This is a genomic window from Bradyrhizobium tropiciagri, assembly GCF_018130505.1.
In the GTDB taxonomy this organism is placed as follows: Bacteria; Pseudomonadota; Alphaproteobacteria; order Rhizobiales; family Xanthobacteraceae; genus Bradyrhizobium; species Bradyrhizobium tropiciagri_B.
The window spans coordinates 238,830-254,111 of sequence record NZ_JAFCKH010000012.1; the positions used below are offsets into that span (position 1 = coordinate 238,830).

The 15,282-nt window shown below is 65.1% G+C and carries 11 protein-coding genes; 6 read left to right on the forward strand and 5 right to left on the reverse strand.

Annotation, left to right across the window (positions count from 1 at the left end):
* Nucleotides 1-173: 173 nt before the first annotated feature.
* Nucleotides 174-2,861: a sensor domain-containing protein gene (locus JQ633_RS28640; protein ID WP_211988453.1), complete on the forward strand. Its 2,688-nt coding sequence runs from the start codon at nt 174-176 to the stop codon at nt 2,859-2,861.
* 453 nt (nt 2,862-3,314) lie between these two features.
* Nucleotides 3,315-4,841, forward strand: a complete 1,527-nt coding sequence (locus JQ633_RS28645) for an ABC-F family ATP-binding cassette domain-containing protein (protein WP_211988454.1) — start codon at nt 3,315-3,317, stop codon at nt 4,839-4,841.
* A 94-nt stretch (nt 4,842-4,935) separates the two neighbouring features.
* On the opposite strand, the gene JQ633_RS28650 is transcribed toward JQ633_RS28645, so the two are convergent.
* The 4 genes from JQ633_RS28650 to JQ633_RS28665 form a co-directional block, all read right to left on the reverse strand.
* On the reverse strand, nt 4,936-5,520 hold the full coding sequence (locus tag JQ633_RS28650; protein ID WP_211988455.1) for a tetratricopeptide repeat protein: 585 nt from the start codon (nt 5,518-5,520) through the stop codon (nt 4,936-4,938).
* Nucleotides 5,521-5,558: 38 nt separating this feature from the next.
* Nucleotides 5,559-7,157: a tetratricopeptide repeat protein gene (locus tag JQ633_RS28655; protein WP_211988456.1), complete on the reverse strand. Its 1,599-nt coding sequence runs from the start codon at nt 7,155-7,157 to the stop codon at nt 5,559-5,561.
* A 367-nt stretch (nt 7,158-7,524) separates the two neighbouring features.
* On the reverse strand, nt 7,525-8,532 hold the full coding sequence (locus tag JQ633_RS28660) for an alpha/beta hydrolase family protein (RefSeq protein ID WP_249159708.1): 1,008 nt from the start codon (nt 8,530-8,532) through the stop codon (nt 7,525-7,527).
* 208 nt (nt 8,533-8,740) lie between these two features.
* Nucleotides 8,741-9,718: a Bug family tripartite tricarboxylate transporter substrate binding protein gene (locus JQ633_RS28665; RefSeq protein ID WP_211988457.1), complete on the reverse strand. Its 978-nt coding sequence runs from the start codon at nt 9,716-9,718 to the stop codon at nt 8,741-8,743.
* Between the two features lie 151 nt (nt 9,719-9,869).
* Here JQ633_RS28665 and JQ633_RS28670 point away from each other — a divergent pair, with 151 nt between their 5' ends.
* Entirely contained in the window at nt 9,870-10,811 is a 942-nt protein-coding gene (locus tag JQ633_RS28670; RefSeq protein WP_211988458.1) for a LysR family transcriptional regulator, read from the forward strand.
* Nucleotides 10,812-10,928: 117 nt separating this feature from the next.
* Here the strand turns inward: JQ633_RS28670 and JQ633_RS28675 are convergent, their stop codons facing one another.
* Nucleotides 10,929-12,158: a tetratricopeptide repeat protein gene (locus tag JQ633_RS28675; RefSeq protein WP_211988543.1), complete on the reverse strand. Its 1,230-nt coding sequence runs from the start codon at nt 12,156-12,158 to the stop codon at nt 10,929-10,931.
* 295 nt (nt 12,159-12,453) lie between these two features.
* Between JQ633_RS28675 and JQ633_RS28680 the strand changes: the two genes are divergently transcribed.
* From JQ633_RS28680 to JQ633_RS28690, 3 genes are read left to right on the forward strand one after another with little or no spacing between them, the layout of a single operon-like run.
* Nucleotides 12,454-13,554: an ABC transporter ATP-binding protein gene (locus JQ633_RS28680; RefSeq protein WP_249159723.1), complete on the forward strand. Its 1,101-nt coding sequence runs from the start codon at nt 12,454-12,456 to the stop codon at nt 13,552-13,554.
* Entirely contained in the window at nt 13,551-14,465 is a 915-nt protein-coding gene (locus tag JQ633_RS28685) for an ABC transporter permease (protein WP_211988459.1), read from the forward strand. Before JQ633_RS28680 ends, JQ633_RS28685 begins: the two co-directional genes overlap by 4 nt.
* Nucleotides 14,465-15,280, forward strand: coding sequence for an ABC transporter permease (locus JQ633_RS28690; protein WP_211988460.1), 816 nt, complete (start codon nt 14,465-14,467; stop codon nt 15,278-15,280). The genes JQ633_RS28685 and JQ633_RS28690 overlap by 1 nt, the downstream gene beginning before the upstream one ends.
* Nucleotides 15,281-15,282 lie beyond the last annotated feature (2 nt).

The window sequence follows — 15,282 nt, forward strand, 5'->3', positions numbered from 1 at the left end:
CAAGTGCTTGCGCCGTCTGGAATAGTTTCCGATCGCGACCCTGTTAGTGGACCATTAATCATGTCAGGGCAATTGCCGTAGTTTAAGTCGCATTTTCCGGTTGCATCACAACGCGTTTACTCGATCCAAACGGCCGAAGCCGGACACTCCGCCGCGAAATCCGCGGGTGACTGATGGTTGGCAGGAAGCGGCAGGCGGGCGGGAAGGATTTGATTCCGGCGACGGGCGTGCTTTGCCTGATCGCCGTCGTCTCGCCATGCGCTGCCGCCTGGGCCGGCACCGGCGCGTTCGCGCCGACGAGCTATCTCGGTGACCTCGATCCGAACGTGGTTTGGGAGCTGCTGATCGGCAGCGTGGTCGTCGCCTCCTTCTTCGGCGCGATCGGGCTCTGGGTGCTGTCGGCGCTGCGCAGGGCCAAGCGGTCGCAGCTACGGCGCAGCGCCTTCGTCTCGTCGGCTCTCAATCATCTGAACCAGGGCGTGGTGATGACCGACGCCGGCGGCCGGATCGTGTTCTGCAACGACCGCTATCTCGACATCTACGGCCTGTCGCGCGCCGACATCCGCCGCAACATGACCGGGCCCGAGCTGCTGCAGCTGCGCCGCAGCCGCGGCGCGCTCGACGTCAGTCCCGACGATTTCTACACCAAGGCCGCGGCGCCCGAGGGCATGATCACGGAGTTGCCGGGCGGCCGCTCGGTGCTGGTGAAGTTCTTCCCGCTGCCGAACGGCGGCTCGATGGCGACCCATCTCGATTGCACCGACCAGCGCGCGATGTCGCGCAAGCTGGCCTCGACGACCCAGTTCCTGGAATCGGTGCTCGACAACGTCCCGGTCTGCGTCGCCGCCAAGAACATCGAGGACGGCCGCTACATCTTCGCCAACCGCGCCTTCGAGCGCTTCTCCCGCTTCTCGCGCGATCACATCGTCGGCAAGCGCGCCGACGAGATCTTCCGTCCCGAGACCGCCAACAGCATCGAGGTGGCGGACCGCGCCGCCCTGAACGCGTCGGAGGGCTTTCACCGCAGCGAATTCTTCGTCGAACGCGGCACGGAGAAGCGCATCCTGGCGTCGAACCGCGTCGTCGCGCGCAACGAGGCCGGCGCGCCGGAATTCCTGATTTCGCTGTTCGAGGACGTCACCGAGCGCCGCTCGCTGTCGCGTGAGCTCGAGAACAACAAGAAGTTCCTCGAACTCGTGGTCGACAACATCCCGGTCTCGCTGATCGTCCAGCGCGTCAATGACGGCCGCTATTTGCTGGCCAACCGCAGCGCCGAGACCATCCTGAACCGCCGCCGCGAGGATGCCACGGGTCTCACCGCCGCCGACATCTTCAACCCGCGCGAAGCCAAGCTGATCATCGCCCGCGACGAGGCCGCGCTGCGCAAGCGCGGCATGATCGCGGAAGAGCATCCGATCTCGACCAAGGACGGCCTGCGGCTGTTCCTGACCCGCCGCATGACCGTGCTCGACGACAATGGCGAGCCGCAATATCTGATCAAGACCCATGAGGACGTCACCGACCGGCGCCAGACCGAGTCGCGGATGGCGCACATGGCCTATCACGACGGCCTGACCGACCTGCCGAACCGCGCCGCCTTCCTGCAGGCGCTGACCCAGATGATCGAGGCCTGCGCCGGCACCGACGAGGAGTTCGCGGTGCTCTGCGTCGATCTCGACGGGCTGAAGGAGATCAACGACGTCTTCGGCCACGCGATGGGCGACAAGGTGCTGATCGAAGTGGCGCAGCGGCTGCAGTCGGCGGCGCGCGGCGGCGTCGTGGCGCGGCTGTCCGGCGACGAGTTCGGCCTCATCATCGACGGCCGGCAGCCCGCGGCGGGCATCGCGCTCGCCGAACAGGCGGCCGAGGCGCTCGGGCAGGATTTCGCGATCGACGGCAAGTCGGTGCGCACCGGCCTCACCACCGGCATCTCCGTGTTCCCGCACAACGGATCGGACGCGGCCTCGCTGCTCGCCAATGCCGGCGCGGCCTTGTTCCGCGCCAAGGCGAAGTCGCGCGGCACGATCTCGATCTACGAGCCCGACATGGACCAGCAGGTCCGCGACCGCCGCGTGCTGCACCAGGAGCTCTCGGTCGCGATCCGCAACGGCGAATTGTCGCTCTACTACCAGCCGCAGGCCGCCGCGGGTGCGAGCGTCGCGGCCAGCGAGGTGATCGGCTTCGAGGCGCTGGCGCGCTGGCACCACCCGGTGCGCGGCTTCGTGCCGCCGGGTGACTTCATTCCGCTCGCCGAGGAGAGCGGGCTGATCGTCGAGATGGGCGAGTGGATCCTGCGCGAAGCCTGCCGCGAGGCCGCCTCCTGGGCGGTGCCGCTGCAGGTCGCGGTCAACCTGTCGCCGGCGCAGTTCACCCATGGCGACCTCGTCGGCCTCGTGCATTCGATCCTGCTCGAGACCGGGCTGGCGCCGGACCGTCTCGAACTGGAAATCACCGAAGGCGTGCTGATCGAGGATTTCGACCGCGGCCTGTCGCTGCTGCGGCGGCTGAAGGCGCTCGGCGTGCGCATCTCGATGGACGATTTCGGCAGCGGCTATTCCTCGCTGAGCTATCTGCAGGCGTTCCCGTTCGACAAGATCAAGATCGACCGCGCCTTCGTCATCAATCTCGGCCGCAACCCGCAATCGGCCGCGATCGTGCGCGCCGTGATCGATCTCGGCCACGGTCTCGAAATGTCTATTGTCGCCGAGGGCGTCGAGACCGAGCCGCAGCTTGCCTTCCTCGCGGAGGAGGGCTGCGATGCGGTGCAGGGCTATCTGCTCGGCAAGCCAGCGCCGATCGGCCAGTACGCCGCGCTGGTCGGCCGTGGCGACGTCGTGGAGCCGGTGCGCAGGACCGGCTAATTTTCCCGGTCGGGTGGTCCTCCGTCGCCATCGCGAGGAGGGCGCGTGCCAAAATGCTGAAAACAACCCCATGCAAAGTAGCAGGCGGCCTCCGGCGGCGGAAAAGCTGCTTGACGCGTCGGGCAACTCAGTGATATTTTTTTATTATTCCGAAATGATGTGCTTGCCATCGGCGGCGGACGCAGCTACCTTCAACGTATCGGATCATTCCAACCCGGAAAGGAGGGCTGCGTCGTGACGAGATTTGCCGATCACCACCTCCGGCGTGGCCCCGTCAATGCCCTGCAGATGCGTTTGCAGGGCTGACCGGAGACTTTCCTAAAATCTCTTCCTGGTCTGCCCTTCGTGGCCGTGCGGCATCGCGCCTTTGAGCGCTTCTGCCTGCACCTGATTCCCCGCCGCGCTTCGACACGCACGTGATGCGTGATGGCCGGCAAGACCAGAGAATTGATCGTGACCCTCATCAATGTCCGCAATCTCGGCGTGACGCTGAACGCGCCGCTGTTTTCCGAGCTCAACCTCGTCGTCAATGCCGGCGACCGGATCGGCCTCGTCGCCGCCAACGGCCGCGGCAAGTCCACGCTGCTGCGCTGTATCGCCGGCACGATGGAGCCCAACGAAGGCGACATCACCCGCGCGCGCGGCCTGACCGTCGGCCATGTCGCGCAGGATGCGCCGCCGGCGCTGCTCGATACGCCGTTTCACGCGGCCGTCCTCGAAGCGTTACCCAAGGAGCAGCGGACAAGCGGAGGCTGGCGGGTCGACGTCGCCCTGCAAGCGCTCGAAGTGCCCGACGAGCTATGGCAGAGGCCGCTGCAGCAATTGAGCGGCGGCTGGCTGCGGCTTGCGCTGCTTGCCCGCGTGCTGGTGACCGAGCCCGACGTGCTGCTGCTCGACGAGCCGACCAACCATCTCGACCTCGCCAAGATCGGCCGGCTCGAAGCCTGGCTGAACGCATTGCCGCGCGAGATGCCGGTTGTGATCGCAAGCCACGATCGCGCCTTCCTCGATGCCGCCACCAACCGGACGCTGTTCCTGCGCCCGGAACGGTCGTTGCTGTTCGCGCTGCCATACACGCCGGCGCGCGCGGCCATCGACGAGGCCGATGCATCGGACGAGCGCAGTTTTCAGCGCGACATGAAGGCCGTCCGGCAGCTGCGCCAGCAGGCCGCCAAGCTGCATAACCTCGGCGTCAATTCCGGCAGCGATCTGCTGCTGTCGAAGACGCGGCAGTTGAAGCAGCGTGCCGAGCGGCTGGAGGATTCCGCAAAGCCCGCGCATGCCGAGCGGTCCGCCGGGACCATCAAGCTCGCCAATCGCGACACCCATGCCAAGGTGCTGGTCAGGCTGGACGACGCCATGATCGCGGCACCCGACGGCAGGCCGCTGTTCAGGACCGGGCAGCGGTTCATCTGCAGGGGCGACCGGATCGCGCTGCTCGGGCCGAACGGTGCCGGCAAGACCCGGTTCGTCGCGGCGCTGCGCCAGGCGATCGAAGGCAAACAGACGGCCGCGGATGGGATCAAAGCCACCGAGTCGCTCGTTACAGGCTATTGCGACCAGGCGCTGGCCGATCTCGCCGACGCCGATACGCCGATACGAATGCTCACCCGGCGCTTCGAGGTCGGCGACCAGCGAGCGCGCGGCCTGCTCGCCGGCGCCGGCCTGTCGATCGAGATGCAGGGCCGTCCGATCGGGCGATTGTCGGGCGGCCAGAAGGCGCGCCTCGGCATGCTGGTGCTGCGGCTCACCCAGCCGAACTTCTATCTGCTCGACGAGCCGACCAACCACCTCGATATCGACGGACAGGAGGCGCTCGAGGAGGAGTTGATGGCACAGCAGGCGAGCTGCCTCCTGGTCTCGCACGATCGCCGGTTCGTGCGCGAGGTGGCGAACCGGTTCTGGGTGATCGCGGCAAGGAAGCTGATCGAGGTCGACGGACCCGAGCAGTTCTTTGCCTCGGCCCATACAGGCTCGTAATCGCTGAGTGTGTAACGCATGATTTGGAGCGCCAGCTTCGGACTCTCAATGTGGCGTTCCGGGATCTGAAATCCTCTCGGTCGCCGATCTGTCCTCAACGTGTGGCTAACCTCTTGTAAGCCGCAATGGCGCGTTTGAGGTCGTGATATTCCTCGCAAGGAAGGAGGCAGAGCCTTTCCAGTGCAGCCAAATGTTGCTCGGCCTTGGTGGGCTCGCCAAGCACCAGATAAGCCTCGCCAAGATGCTCGTGCGCGCCGCGATGACGGGGATTTAGCATCAGCGCCTGCTGATAGTGACCGATAGCCGGACCAAGCTGACGCAAGCGCCGATAGGAATAGCCGATGTAGTTCTGGACATCGGCATTACGCGGGTCGCGCAGCGCGGCGAGTTCGAACGCTGCGATTGCGCCATTCCAGTCCGCGGCAGCAAGCAACTTCTTGCCTACCTTGAAATCGGGGTCGAGTTGCACCCAGTCGGCATCTGTCGCAACTGACACCATGGTGGTGCAGATCGGCCAGGCTTCGGGCGCGACTGCGGTCCTCGTTGCGCCGTTGGGCTCACTGAACGGCAGTATGGTGCGCCATTCCGTCCAATCCTTCGCACAGACAAACAGACCGACGGCCAGCCCGCTGAGCACCATCCCCGCAACGACCGCGTGGATCGGCGTCGTCCTTCGCATCACGGCGCTCCAAGCCGTCGGACCGGACACCCGGAGCGTCATTGTCGTGCAGTACCCACTGTCTCATTCCGCAAGCGTTCCTTGGCCTGACGGATTTCCTCCCGCTCCGTATCGGCGTTCCTGGCGAGTTCCATCAGCTTGCCAAAATACTCGGTTGACTTCTGACGATCCCCAGCGCCGTCGGCAGCGCGCGCGGCCCCCCAGAACGCGCGGAAGCGATTGGGGGATTGCCTGAGCGCCGTCTCGTACTCCGTCAATGCGGCTGCGGGCTGCCCTGCCTCGAGCAGCATTTCCGCCAGCAGTTCGCGGAACGGAAACAGGCGGTTTTCCATCGCCACATGTTTGAGACTGCCGTCTTCGCTGTCGGCGGCCGCGCGCATAAACTTCAGGGCCTGGTCGGTGTCATCTTGCTTCAGTGCGACCCAAGCGGAAACGGCAAGCATTTGCTCTTCGGTCCGGTCGGCCCAATAGGACTGGTCTGCACTCTGCAGCGTCGCGCGCAACACCTTCATCTGCTCGATCTCGTTCCTGGCACCGGCGACATCGCCGGTACGCGCCATGCCGAGACCGCGCGTGAAGCGGATCAGGGAATCCGCCATGGGATACTTGGTAGGCGTCATTGGCATCGCAGCGGCGCCGGCCCAGTCGGCGCGTTCCAATACATAGCGCGCCGGCATGGCGGCCTTGGCCGTGAAATTTACGAAGTTGATCGGTCGGTCGCCGCGATCGGCGGTGGCAAGCGACTTCTTAATCATCGTATCGGCCTTGGCGTCTTGCGCCAGCTGCAGATGCGCATACACCGTAAAGTCTGCCGCGTGGTAGTAGTCAGGCTGGATCTCGAGCGCTGAAGCGTTTGCGGCGACGGATTCTTCCCACAGGCCGACCATGGAATAGATGTGCGACGGCATGTGCCGCGCATGTGGCACCGCCGGCGCAATGCCCGCATAACGACGGGCTGACGCAACACCCTTTTCAGCAAGCGGCGCGAAATCGTAGGCGTGGATGAGGTAGTGCGTCACACCCGGATGTTCCGGATTCTGTTCAAAGAGCTTTTCTAGAATTGCAGCGGATTTCAGCTGGTTGGCATATGAGAGGTCGTTTTTCGGCGCCGAGGCCTGTAGGGTCAGCGCATAGTAGGCCTGCACCTCGTAGTCGTCAGGATAGATCTGCGCCATTCGCTCCATGGCGGCATTGTAGGCCGTCAGGCGGACATCCACCGGGCGCTGGCCGGAATCGCGGAAATAGGCGCTCAGTGCCTCTATCCAGTCGCGCTCGCGCGGGGTCTTCGGCCCGACATCCCGTGCCTTTTCCAAAGCCTCCCAAGCCGCCTGCGCCTCTGCTTTTGTCGGTGTGGTTGCAAGGGTGTTACCGAGGTAGTCCATCGCTACGCCCCAATAGGCCATCGCGCAGGTGGGATCCTGCTGCAGTATGGCTTCGAACTTTCGGCGGGCGATCAGGAACCAGTATGAATGTAGCATGGCGACCCCGCGGTCGAACTCGGCCTGTACGCCGGGATCGCAGGAGGTGGGAAACGTCACCTTGCCGAGCTTTTGATCTTGTTGACCGAACGCGCCACCTATCAGACTGGCAGTGATCAGGCTCGTCGCGAATAATTTTCGAGTCGAGTGAGTGTTCATTGCAACCCTCCCTCTAATCCGATGGCGCGCGCGCCACGAAACCCAAAACGATCAAAATCCGATACGCTTGCCAGGAGCGGTCGCTGCCGATTGCTTTAAGGAATGCGCGTTTGGCTGGCAGCTCGTAGCGAATGTTACTCCAACCCAAATCCCAGATAGAGCAGGAAGACTTCCGTACTTGCCCACACGGGATGTGCTGGCCGCGGGCGCTGATCGCGCTTGCGGGGTGCTAGGCGGACATGTCGTCCTGGGCAGGGGATGTCTGCAACTGGCCCATCGCGTCATTCAGCGGCGATGCGTAATTTAATCACTAATGGTGGATAGCGGACTGTGGCATCCCTCGCCCAGCAGCTTGATGGGTCCACGCCTAGTTCAGGTTTGTCCGGAAAAACCGCGTCACGTCCGCATCGAACCGCTGGTGAAATCCCGCGCGATCGAACCCCGGTGGATCGGCGCAGATTTGCGGGGCCACGGCGGCGAGGCGCGGACCGCACGGCGGCAGGAAGTCATAATGGCCCGCGCCGGTGACGACGTGATACTCGGGCGGATTTGGCAAGCCGGCTCGCACCGGCTCCTCGTACCAGGGCGCGGGTTGGTGCCTGTCGTCTGCCGCGCGCCAAAGCTGGATCGGAATGCGAACCTTCTCCAACCCGCCGTTGACGAACGCAAAGCCGAATGCCGGAGCGGCGACGACCGCGGCCTTGATGCGGGGATCCGCGGCCCAGGCATCGGAGGGAACCTCGCCGCCGAGATGTGGATCGATGCCGGCCTGCTTCAGCGCCCGGCAGAGATCGTGATCAGGATTCGTCTGGCAGTAGGGGCCGATCTTGCCGAGGTCCGGTATCCCGCCTGCCGCCACGAGCACGGTGAAGCCGCCGTTGGAGAAACCGAACGCACCGATCCGCCGTCCGTCCAGCTGATCGTGATGCGGCCATTGCTCCAGCATGTAGGAGACGAGGCGCCGGAGCTGGGCCGGACGGCGCCAGAGCTTCAGGACCTGGCTCTGGTCATCGTGGGTGTCCCCCGCATGGCTGACGGCCGCGACGACGAAGCCGGCATGGGCCAGGGCGAGAGCCGTGTCGTAGTGGCTTTCATATCCGCCACCGCCGCCGTGCGAGAACACTACGAACGGGAGCCCGCTGCCGGCGACCGCTGCGCGCGGCGCCACGTTCTGGGTGAAACCGTCCAGCCGCTGTTCGGTTTCGGATGCGTCGGTCGGATACCAGACGCCGATCGTCAACGGAGCTTCTGCGCCATTGGAGATCCTGATTTCCTCGAAACCGGCGTTGGCCGCCAGGGCCGGCGTCGCAAGAAGCACAAACGCGGCAATGATCACTCCGATCAATGCCACAGGGCATCCTCTCTTGTTGCGCATCGGATGCGGCTCCGGACGATGGGGACGGGCATGTCGATCGCATGCGCAATAGCCGTGTCAAGTCTGCGTGGGTCAAAAGCGGTTCAGCTCAGGCCCGGCCAAACGTTTCTGGTTGTGTCTGAGCAGACATGGCGCGTCATGAGTACACGCCCCGTCGTGCGCTGTGGTGGCGTTCGAGGCTCGGCCAGAAATACTTGCGCGTTGGGAATTACTCCGTCTTGATATTCGCTCCGTGAACTACCTTTCCCCACTTCCCGGTCTCCTCGGCGAGGAGCTTGCCGAAATCGGCTGGCGAGCCGACAAGCACTGTGCCGTCCAGGCCGGCAACCCGAGCTTTGATCTCTGGATCGGCGAGGACAGCATTGATCTCCCTGTTCAGCGTGTCGATGATCTCGGTGGACGTGTCCTTGGGCGCGCCGAAGCCGAAGATTGAACTCGCCTCATACCCCGGAACGAACTCGCCCACGGTCGGCAGGTCGGGGTGCGCCTCCGAGCGAGCGGCGCTGGTAATTGCCAGAGCGCGCAGTTTGCCGGCTCCCGTGTATGGAATCGACTGAGCCGGGTTGGCGAATAGAACTTGCACCTGTCCGCCGAGCAGATCGGTCAGCGCGGGTGCGACGCCGCGATAAGGCACGTGCACCATTTCGACGCCGGCCATCATCTTGAACAGTTCGGCAGTGATGTGCGTGATCCCGCCGACGCCGCCTGAACCGTATGAGAGCTTGCCCGGATTCGCTTCGGCGTAGGCGATGAACTCGGGAAGCGTCTTGGCCGGAACCGAGGGGTGTACGACCAGAACCAGAGCACCGCGCATGAAGCTCGCGATGGGGGCGATGTCGCGGATGAAGTTGAAATTGAGCCTCTCGTAGAGTGTCGCATTGATGGCGTTTGGCGAACCAACCAAAAGCAACGTGTAACCGTCGGGCGGCGCACGCACGACCGCCTCGGTGGCGATGTTGCTGCCGGCGCCCGGCCGATTCTCAATGACGAATGGGTGGCCGAGCCGCTTCGCCAGCCACTGACCGATCAGGCGCGCGAGGATGTCGTTGGGGCCACCGCTGGCAAAGCCGACGACCACGCGCACTGGCTGCGACGGATAGGATCCTGCCCATGCCATGTGCGACGCGGCCGGAAGCGTGACTGCACCCGCCGCCATATGGAGGAATTGGCGGCGCAACAGGGGCATGGCCTCGTCCTCTCGTCCGAGCTTTCGCGATGCACGCTTTTGGCGCCGCGGGTCAATCTGCCCGCGGTGGAGCGAGGATACGGGATGCGACCATGCGCGCATAATGCTAGGTTTTGATACCTCCATATCACTCTTGCAATGGGCTTGCGCCATGCAGTTGAGCGATCGCATCGGCCTCCGGTTGAAGCTGCACGACCTTCATGTCCTGATGACTGTCGTGCAGGTCGGCAGCATGAGCAAGGCGGCTACGCACCTCAACACGACACAACCGGCGGTTTCCAGATCAATCGCGGTCCTGGAACGTGCCGTTGGCGTGCGGCTGCTTGAGCGTAACTCCCACGGCATCGAGCCGACCGCTTACGGTCGCGCCTTGCTCAATGGCGGAGTGGCCGCATTCGATGACCTGCGTCAGGCGGTCAGGAACATCGAGTTTCTCGCCGACCCCACGGCTGGAGAAGTGCGGATCGGGTGTACGCCCTTGTTGGCTGCGAGCTTCGTCTCGGCCGTCATCGATCGGCTTTCTCGGCGCAATCCGCGAATGGTGTTTCATGTCGTGACGGGATATGTGGAGACGCTGCATCGTGAACTGGGCGGACGTAACGTCGATCTTTTGATCGCACGGAGATTTGGTCCCACCGCGGAAGAACGACTGGCCTTCGAATTTCTCTTTGACGACTCGTCCGTCGTCGCGGCGTGCGCGCAAAGTCCGTGGGCTCGACGGCGCAGGATCGATTTTGCCGAACTATTGAAGGAATCCTGGGTGCTCCCGCCGCCCGGGAGCGAGATTGCGTCGATTGCAATGGAGGCCTTTCGCGCCAACGGCGTCGATTATCCTCGCACCACAGTGGTCACCGATTCTCCCCACGCGCGGATGAGTCTGCTGGCGACCGGGCGCTTTGTCACAATTCTCCCGGCTTCCGTATTGAAATTTCCCGCCATACGCGCGGAGATCAGGGCTCTGCCCGTTCACCTGCCAAGGGCCAACGTGCCAAACGGGATCATCACCCTGAAGACCCGCACAATCAGCCCCGTCGCGCAGCTCTTCATCGACTGCGCCCGCGAAGTCGCAAAGACTCCGGAAAGGCGGAAATGAAATTACTCCGGTCGACGTGATGACGTGCTTTGGCGGCGCTCCAAGCTCGGGCTGGCCATGCCGCAAGCCGATCGCGACGCGCCGGCGGCGTTCATAGCGAACGCTGACTGAATGCCGCTACTGCCGCGCAGCCTCCTGCGACCAGGCGAGGTCGCGCCGCGATGGGCGGCGATGCAGCCGGTCGGAGATCAGCGCCGTCGCCTGTTTGCCCTGGCCGGCGCGCAGGCACGCCACGATGAAGGTGTCCTCCCACAACTCGCGCTGGGCGTGGCTGCCGCCGATCCGCACCAGTTCGGGCATCAGCGGCGCGAGGATGCGCACGGCTTCATTGTGATCGCCCGCTGCAAAAGCCGCGATCCCGCGGCCGAGACCGATTGCGGCGGAGCCGGGCGCCAGCTTGCCGTCGGCGTGACGTGCTTCCATCTCGGCAAGCCGCGCTTGCAAGGCGTCGCCCCTGGTGGTGGCCGCGACCAGCGCGTGGTGCACGTCGGCGAAATGCGCGCCGGCCCTCGCGAAATAGCCGTCGCCATAGGCGGCGACATCCTTCCAATGCGGCTCGAGGCCGGTCTTGCCGGCGAGCGACAGCCGCCACAGCAGCGAGGCCGTGTCGGTGTAGATGTTGAGTGGCGGATAGGGCCGGTCCGCCGGCTTGATGTGGCGCTCATAGATGTCGAGCGCGGCATCGGCGTCGCCGTCCTCTAAGTCGATCAGTGCGAGATGCCAGGCGAGGTGGCCCTGCAGGAAACTGGTGCGATCGTTGGCCGGCAGCCAGGCCGACAGGAACGCGCGGCCTTCCCTGCCATCGCCCTGTTCGAACAGCGCATGCGCGACGGCGTGCGCCGCGCCGGCATTCTCCGGTTTCAGCGCATAGCCGCGTTCGGTGATGGCACGGCCGGAGACCACGTCGCCGGCCTCGGTCTTCGACCAGCCGAGATAGGTCAGGAACCACCAGTCGTCGCCATAATCGGCGGCGTAGCGCTCGCAGACCGCGAGGCGCGCGGCGTCGTGATCGGCCCGGCCCGAGAAGGCGTAGAGCCCGAAGGCGCCGAGCAGCAGCGACAATATCTGAGCATCGCGCGGATATTCCATCAAATGTTGTTCGGCCGCCGTGGCGGCCTTCTTGGCCTGGCCCTCGATCACGGACGCAATGATCTCGATATGCCGGCGCTCGCGTGGGCTCGCGGTCGCGGCGAGCTCGCGGGCTCTGGCCGCCTTGGCGCGCGCCGCGGCGCCTTCCATGTTGAGCTGATGCACGCGGGCGCGGCCGAGATGGGCCAGCGCGAAGTCGGGATCCTCGGCGATCGCGGCCTCGAATGCCGCGTCGGCGCCATGCAGGGCCGCCAGCATGCGATCGACACCGTCGACATAGTAGGCGGCGGCGCGGTCCGACGTCGTGGTCAGCGGCAGGCCGTAGCGGTCGTGAAGCATCGGTTGTCCTCCCGAATTCAAGGACAAGTCTAGCAGAGGCACAGCGCGCGACAATATTGCGGGAGTTGCCGCGCGAAGCGGTTGAGCCGGTGGCGATCCGCCGCTAGCTTGCGGCTATTGTCGGGCCTGTGGGGAATCGGGGCTGAAGGACGTGACGTCAAGCGAAGCGAGTGCGGAGACGGCAAAGCCGTTGCCTGAACCGGCCGTCTTGGACATGCCGCTGCTGCGGATCGAGGGCGTCGCGAAATCGTTCGGCAATTTCCGCGCGGTCGACAAGGTCTCGCTCGATATTCGCGCCGGCGAGTTCTTCGCGCTGCTCGGTCCGAGCGGCTGCGGCAAGACCACGCTGCTGCGCATGCTCGCCGGGTTCGAGACGCCGGACGAAGGCCGCATCCTGCTCGGCGGCAACGATATCGCCCAGGTGCTGCCGCATGAGCGGCCCGTCAACATGATGTTCCAGAACTACGCGCTGTTCCCGCATCTGTCGGTGCGCGACAACATCGCCTTCGGCCTCAGGCGCGCCGGCATGCCGCGTGCCGAGATCGCGACCCGCGTCGCCGAGATGGTGGCGCTGGTCAAGCTCGAAGGCATGGAGAAGCGCAAGCCCGACCAGTTGTCCGGCGGGCAGCGGCAGCGCGTCGCGCTGGCGCGCTCGCTGGCGCGGCGGCCGCAGGTGCTGCTGCTCGACGAGCCGCTCGCCGCGCTCGACAAGAAGCTGCGCGAGAGCACACAAGGAGAGCTGATGGAGCTGCAGCGCCGGCTCGGCATGACCTTCATCATCGTCACCCACGACCAGGAGGAGGCGATGACGATGGCTGGCCGGATCGGCGTGATGGATGCCGGCCGTCTCGTCCAGGTCGCGACGCCGCGCAATCTCTACGAGGCGCCGGCGACGCGCTGGATCGCCGGGTTCGTCGGCGACGTCAATATGTTCGACGGCCAGGTGATCGCGAGCGGGCAGGGGCGCCTGACCGTCTCGACCTCGGAGGCCGGTTCGCTCACGGTCTCGGAGATGTGGCCGCCGGTGACGAAGAACGTCGTCAGCGTCGCGATCCGTCCCGAGAAAGTGAGGCTGTCGCGCCGCGCGCCGGCCTTGGACGAGGGCGGCGCGCAGACGATCAACCGCCTCGACGGCGTCGTGGCCGACGTCAACTATCTCGGCGGCGTGACCACCTACAAGGTGCGGCTGGAATCCGGCGCCACCTTACGCGCGTCGATGGCCAACACCGCGCGGCTCGACGTCGATGCCTATCTCGCCGGCCAGCGCGTCGTGGCGTGGTTCACCGCCGACGACTGCCTGGTGCTGGAGCAATGAGCGCGCGCCGCATCTTCGCCCGTCCGGCGCGGTTGGCCGCGATCGCGCCCTATCTCTGGATGGTGCTGTTCTTCCTGGTGCCGTTCGGCTTCGTGCTGAAGATCAGCCTGTCGCAGACCGCGATCGCGCAGCCGCCCTACACGCCGGTGTTCGATTTCACCGAGGGCCGCGCCGCGCTGGCCGCGGCCTTTGCGCAATTGTCGTTCGACAATTTCAGGCTGCTCGTTTCCGACAATCTCTACATCCTGTCCTACCTGCGCAGCCTCGTCGTCGCGGTGACCTCGACACTGATCCTGCTCCTGATCGGCTATCCGATCGCCTATGGCATGGCGCGGCTGCCGCGGCGCTGGCAGGGCGTCGCGATGATGCTGGTGATCGTGCCGTTCTGGACCTCGTTCCTGATCCGCATCTATGCCTGGATCAACATCCTGCAGCATGACGGCCTGCTCAACCAGGTGCTGCTGGCGCTGCACATCGTCTCCGCGCCGGTGGTGTGGCTGTCGACCGACACCGCGATGTATCTCGGCATCGTCTATTCCTATCTGCCGTTCATGATCCTGCCGCTCTATGCGACGCTGTCGCGGATGGATGCCTCGCTGCTGGAGGCGGCGAACGATCTCGGCGCCTCGCCGCTGCGGGCGTTCTGGCTGGTGACGTTCCCGCTGTCGCTGCCCGGCGTCGGCGCCGGCGCGCTGCTTTGCTTCATCCCGATCGTCGGCGAGTTCGTGATCCCCGATCTGCTCGCCGGCTCCAACTCGCTGATGATCGGGCAGACGCTGTGGCTGGAATTCTTCACCAACAAGGACTGGCCGGTGGCCTCCGCCGCCGCGGTCGCGTTGCTGCTGCTTCTGGTGCCGCCACTCGTGCTCTACGACCGCCTGCAACGGCGGCAACTTGCGGGCAAAGGCTGATGGCGCGCCCGGTCAACAGCATCACGCGCTTCAACATGACCTCGCTGGCGCTGGGGCTCGCGTTCCTCTACCTGCCGATCGTCATCCTCGTGATCTATTCCTTCAACGCCTCGAGGCTGGTCACGGTGTGGGGCGGCTGGTCGCTGCGCTGGTATCACGAGTTCTTCAACGACCGCGCCATGCTGGATGCAGCCTGGATGAGCCTGTCGGTCGCCGCGGTCTCCGCGACGCTGGCGACGTTGCTGGGCACGCTGGCGGCGATCGGGCTGGCGCGCGGCGAGCGGTTCCGCGGCCGGGCGCTGTTCTCCGGGATGCTGTATTCGCCGCTGGTGATGCCGGAGGTGATCTCCGGCCTGTCGCTGCTGCTGCTGTTCGTGGCGCTGAGCGCCGAGCGCGGCTTCTGGACCGTGACGATCGCCCACACCACGCTGACGATGTGCTTCGTCACCGTCGTGGTGCAGTCGAGACTCTCGGCGCTCGACCGCAGCCTCGAGGAAGCCGCGATGGATCTCGGCTGCGATCCGGTGCGGGCGTTCCTGATGGTGACGCTGCCGCTGATCGCGCCCGCGATCATCGCCGGCTGGATGCTGGCGTTCACGCTGTCGCTCGACGACGTCGTGATCGCGAGCTTCACCACCGGCCCCGGCTCGGCGACGCTGCCGATCCGGATCTACTCGGAAGTGCGGCTCGGCGTGAAACCCGAGATCAACGCGATCTGCACGCTGGTGATCGCGCTGATCGCCGTGATCATCGTGGTGGCCTCGTTCGCCTCGAAACTGTCGAACGCGCGGGGCGAGAGCGCCGCGCCGTTGTGAGG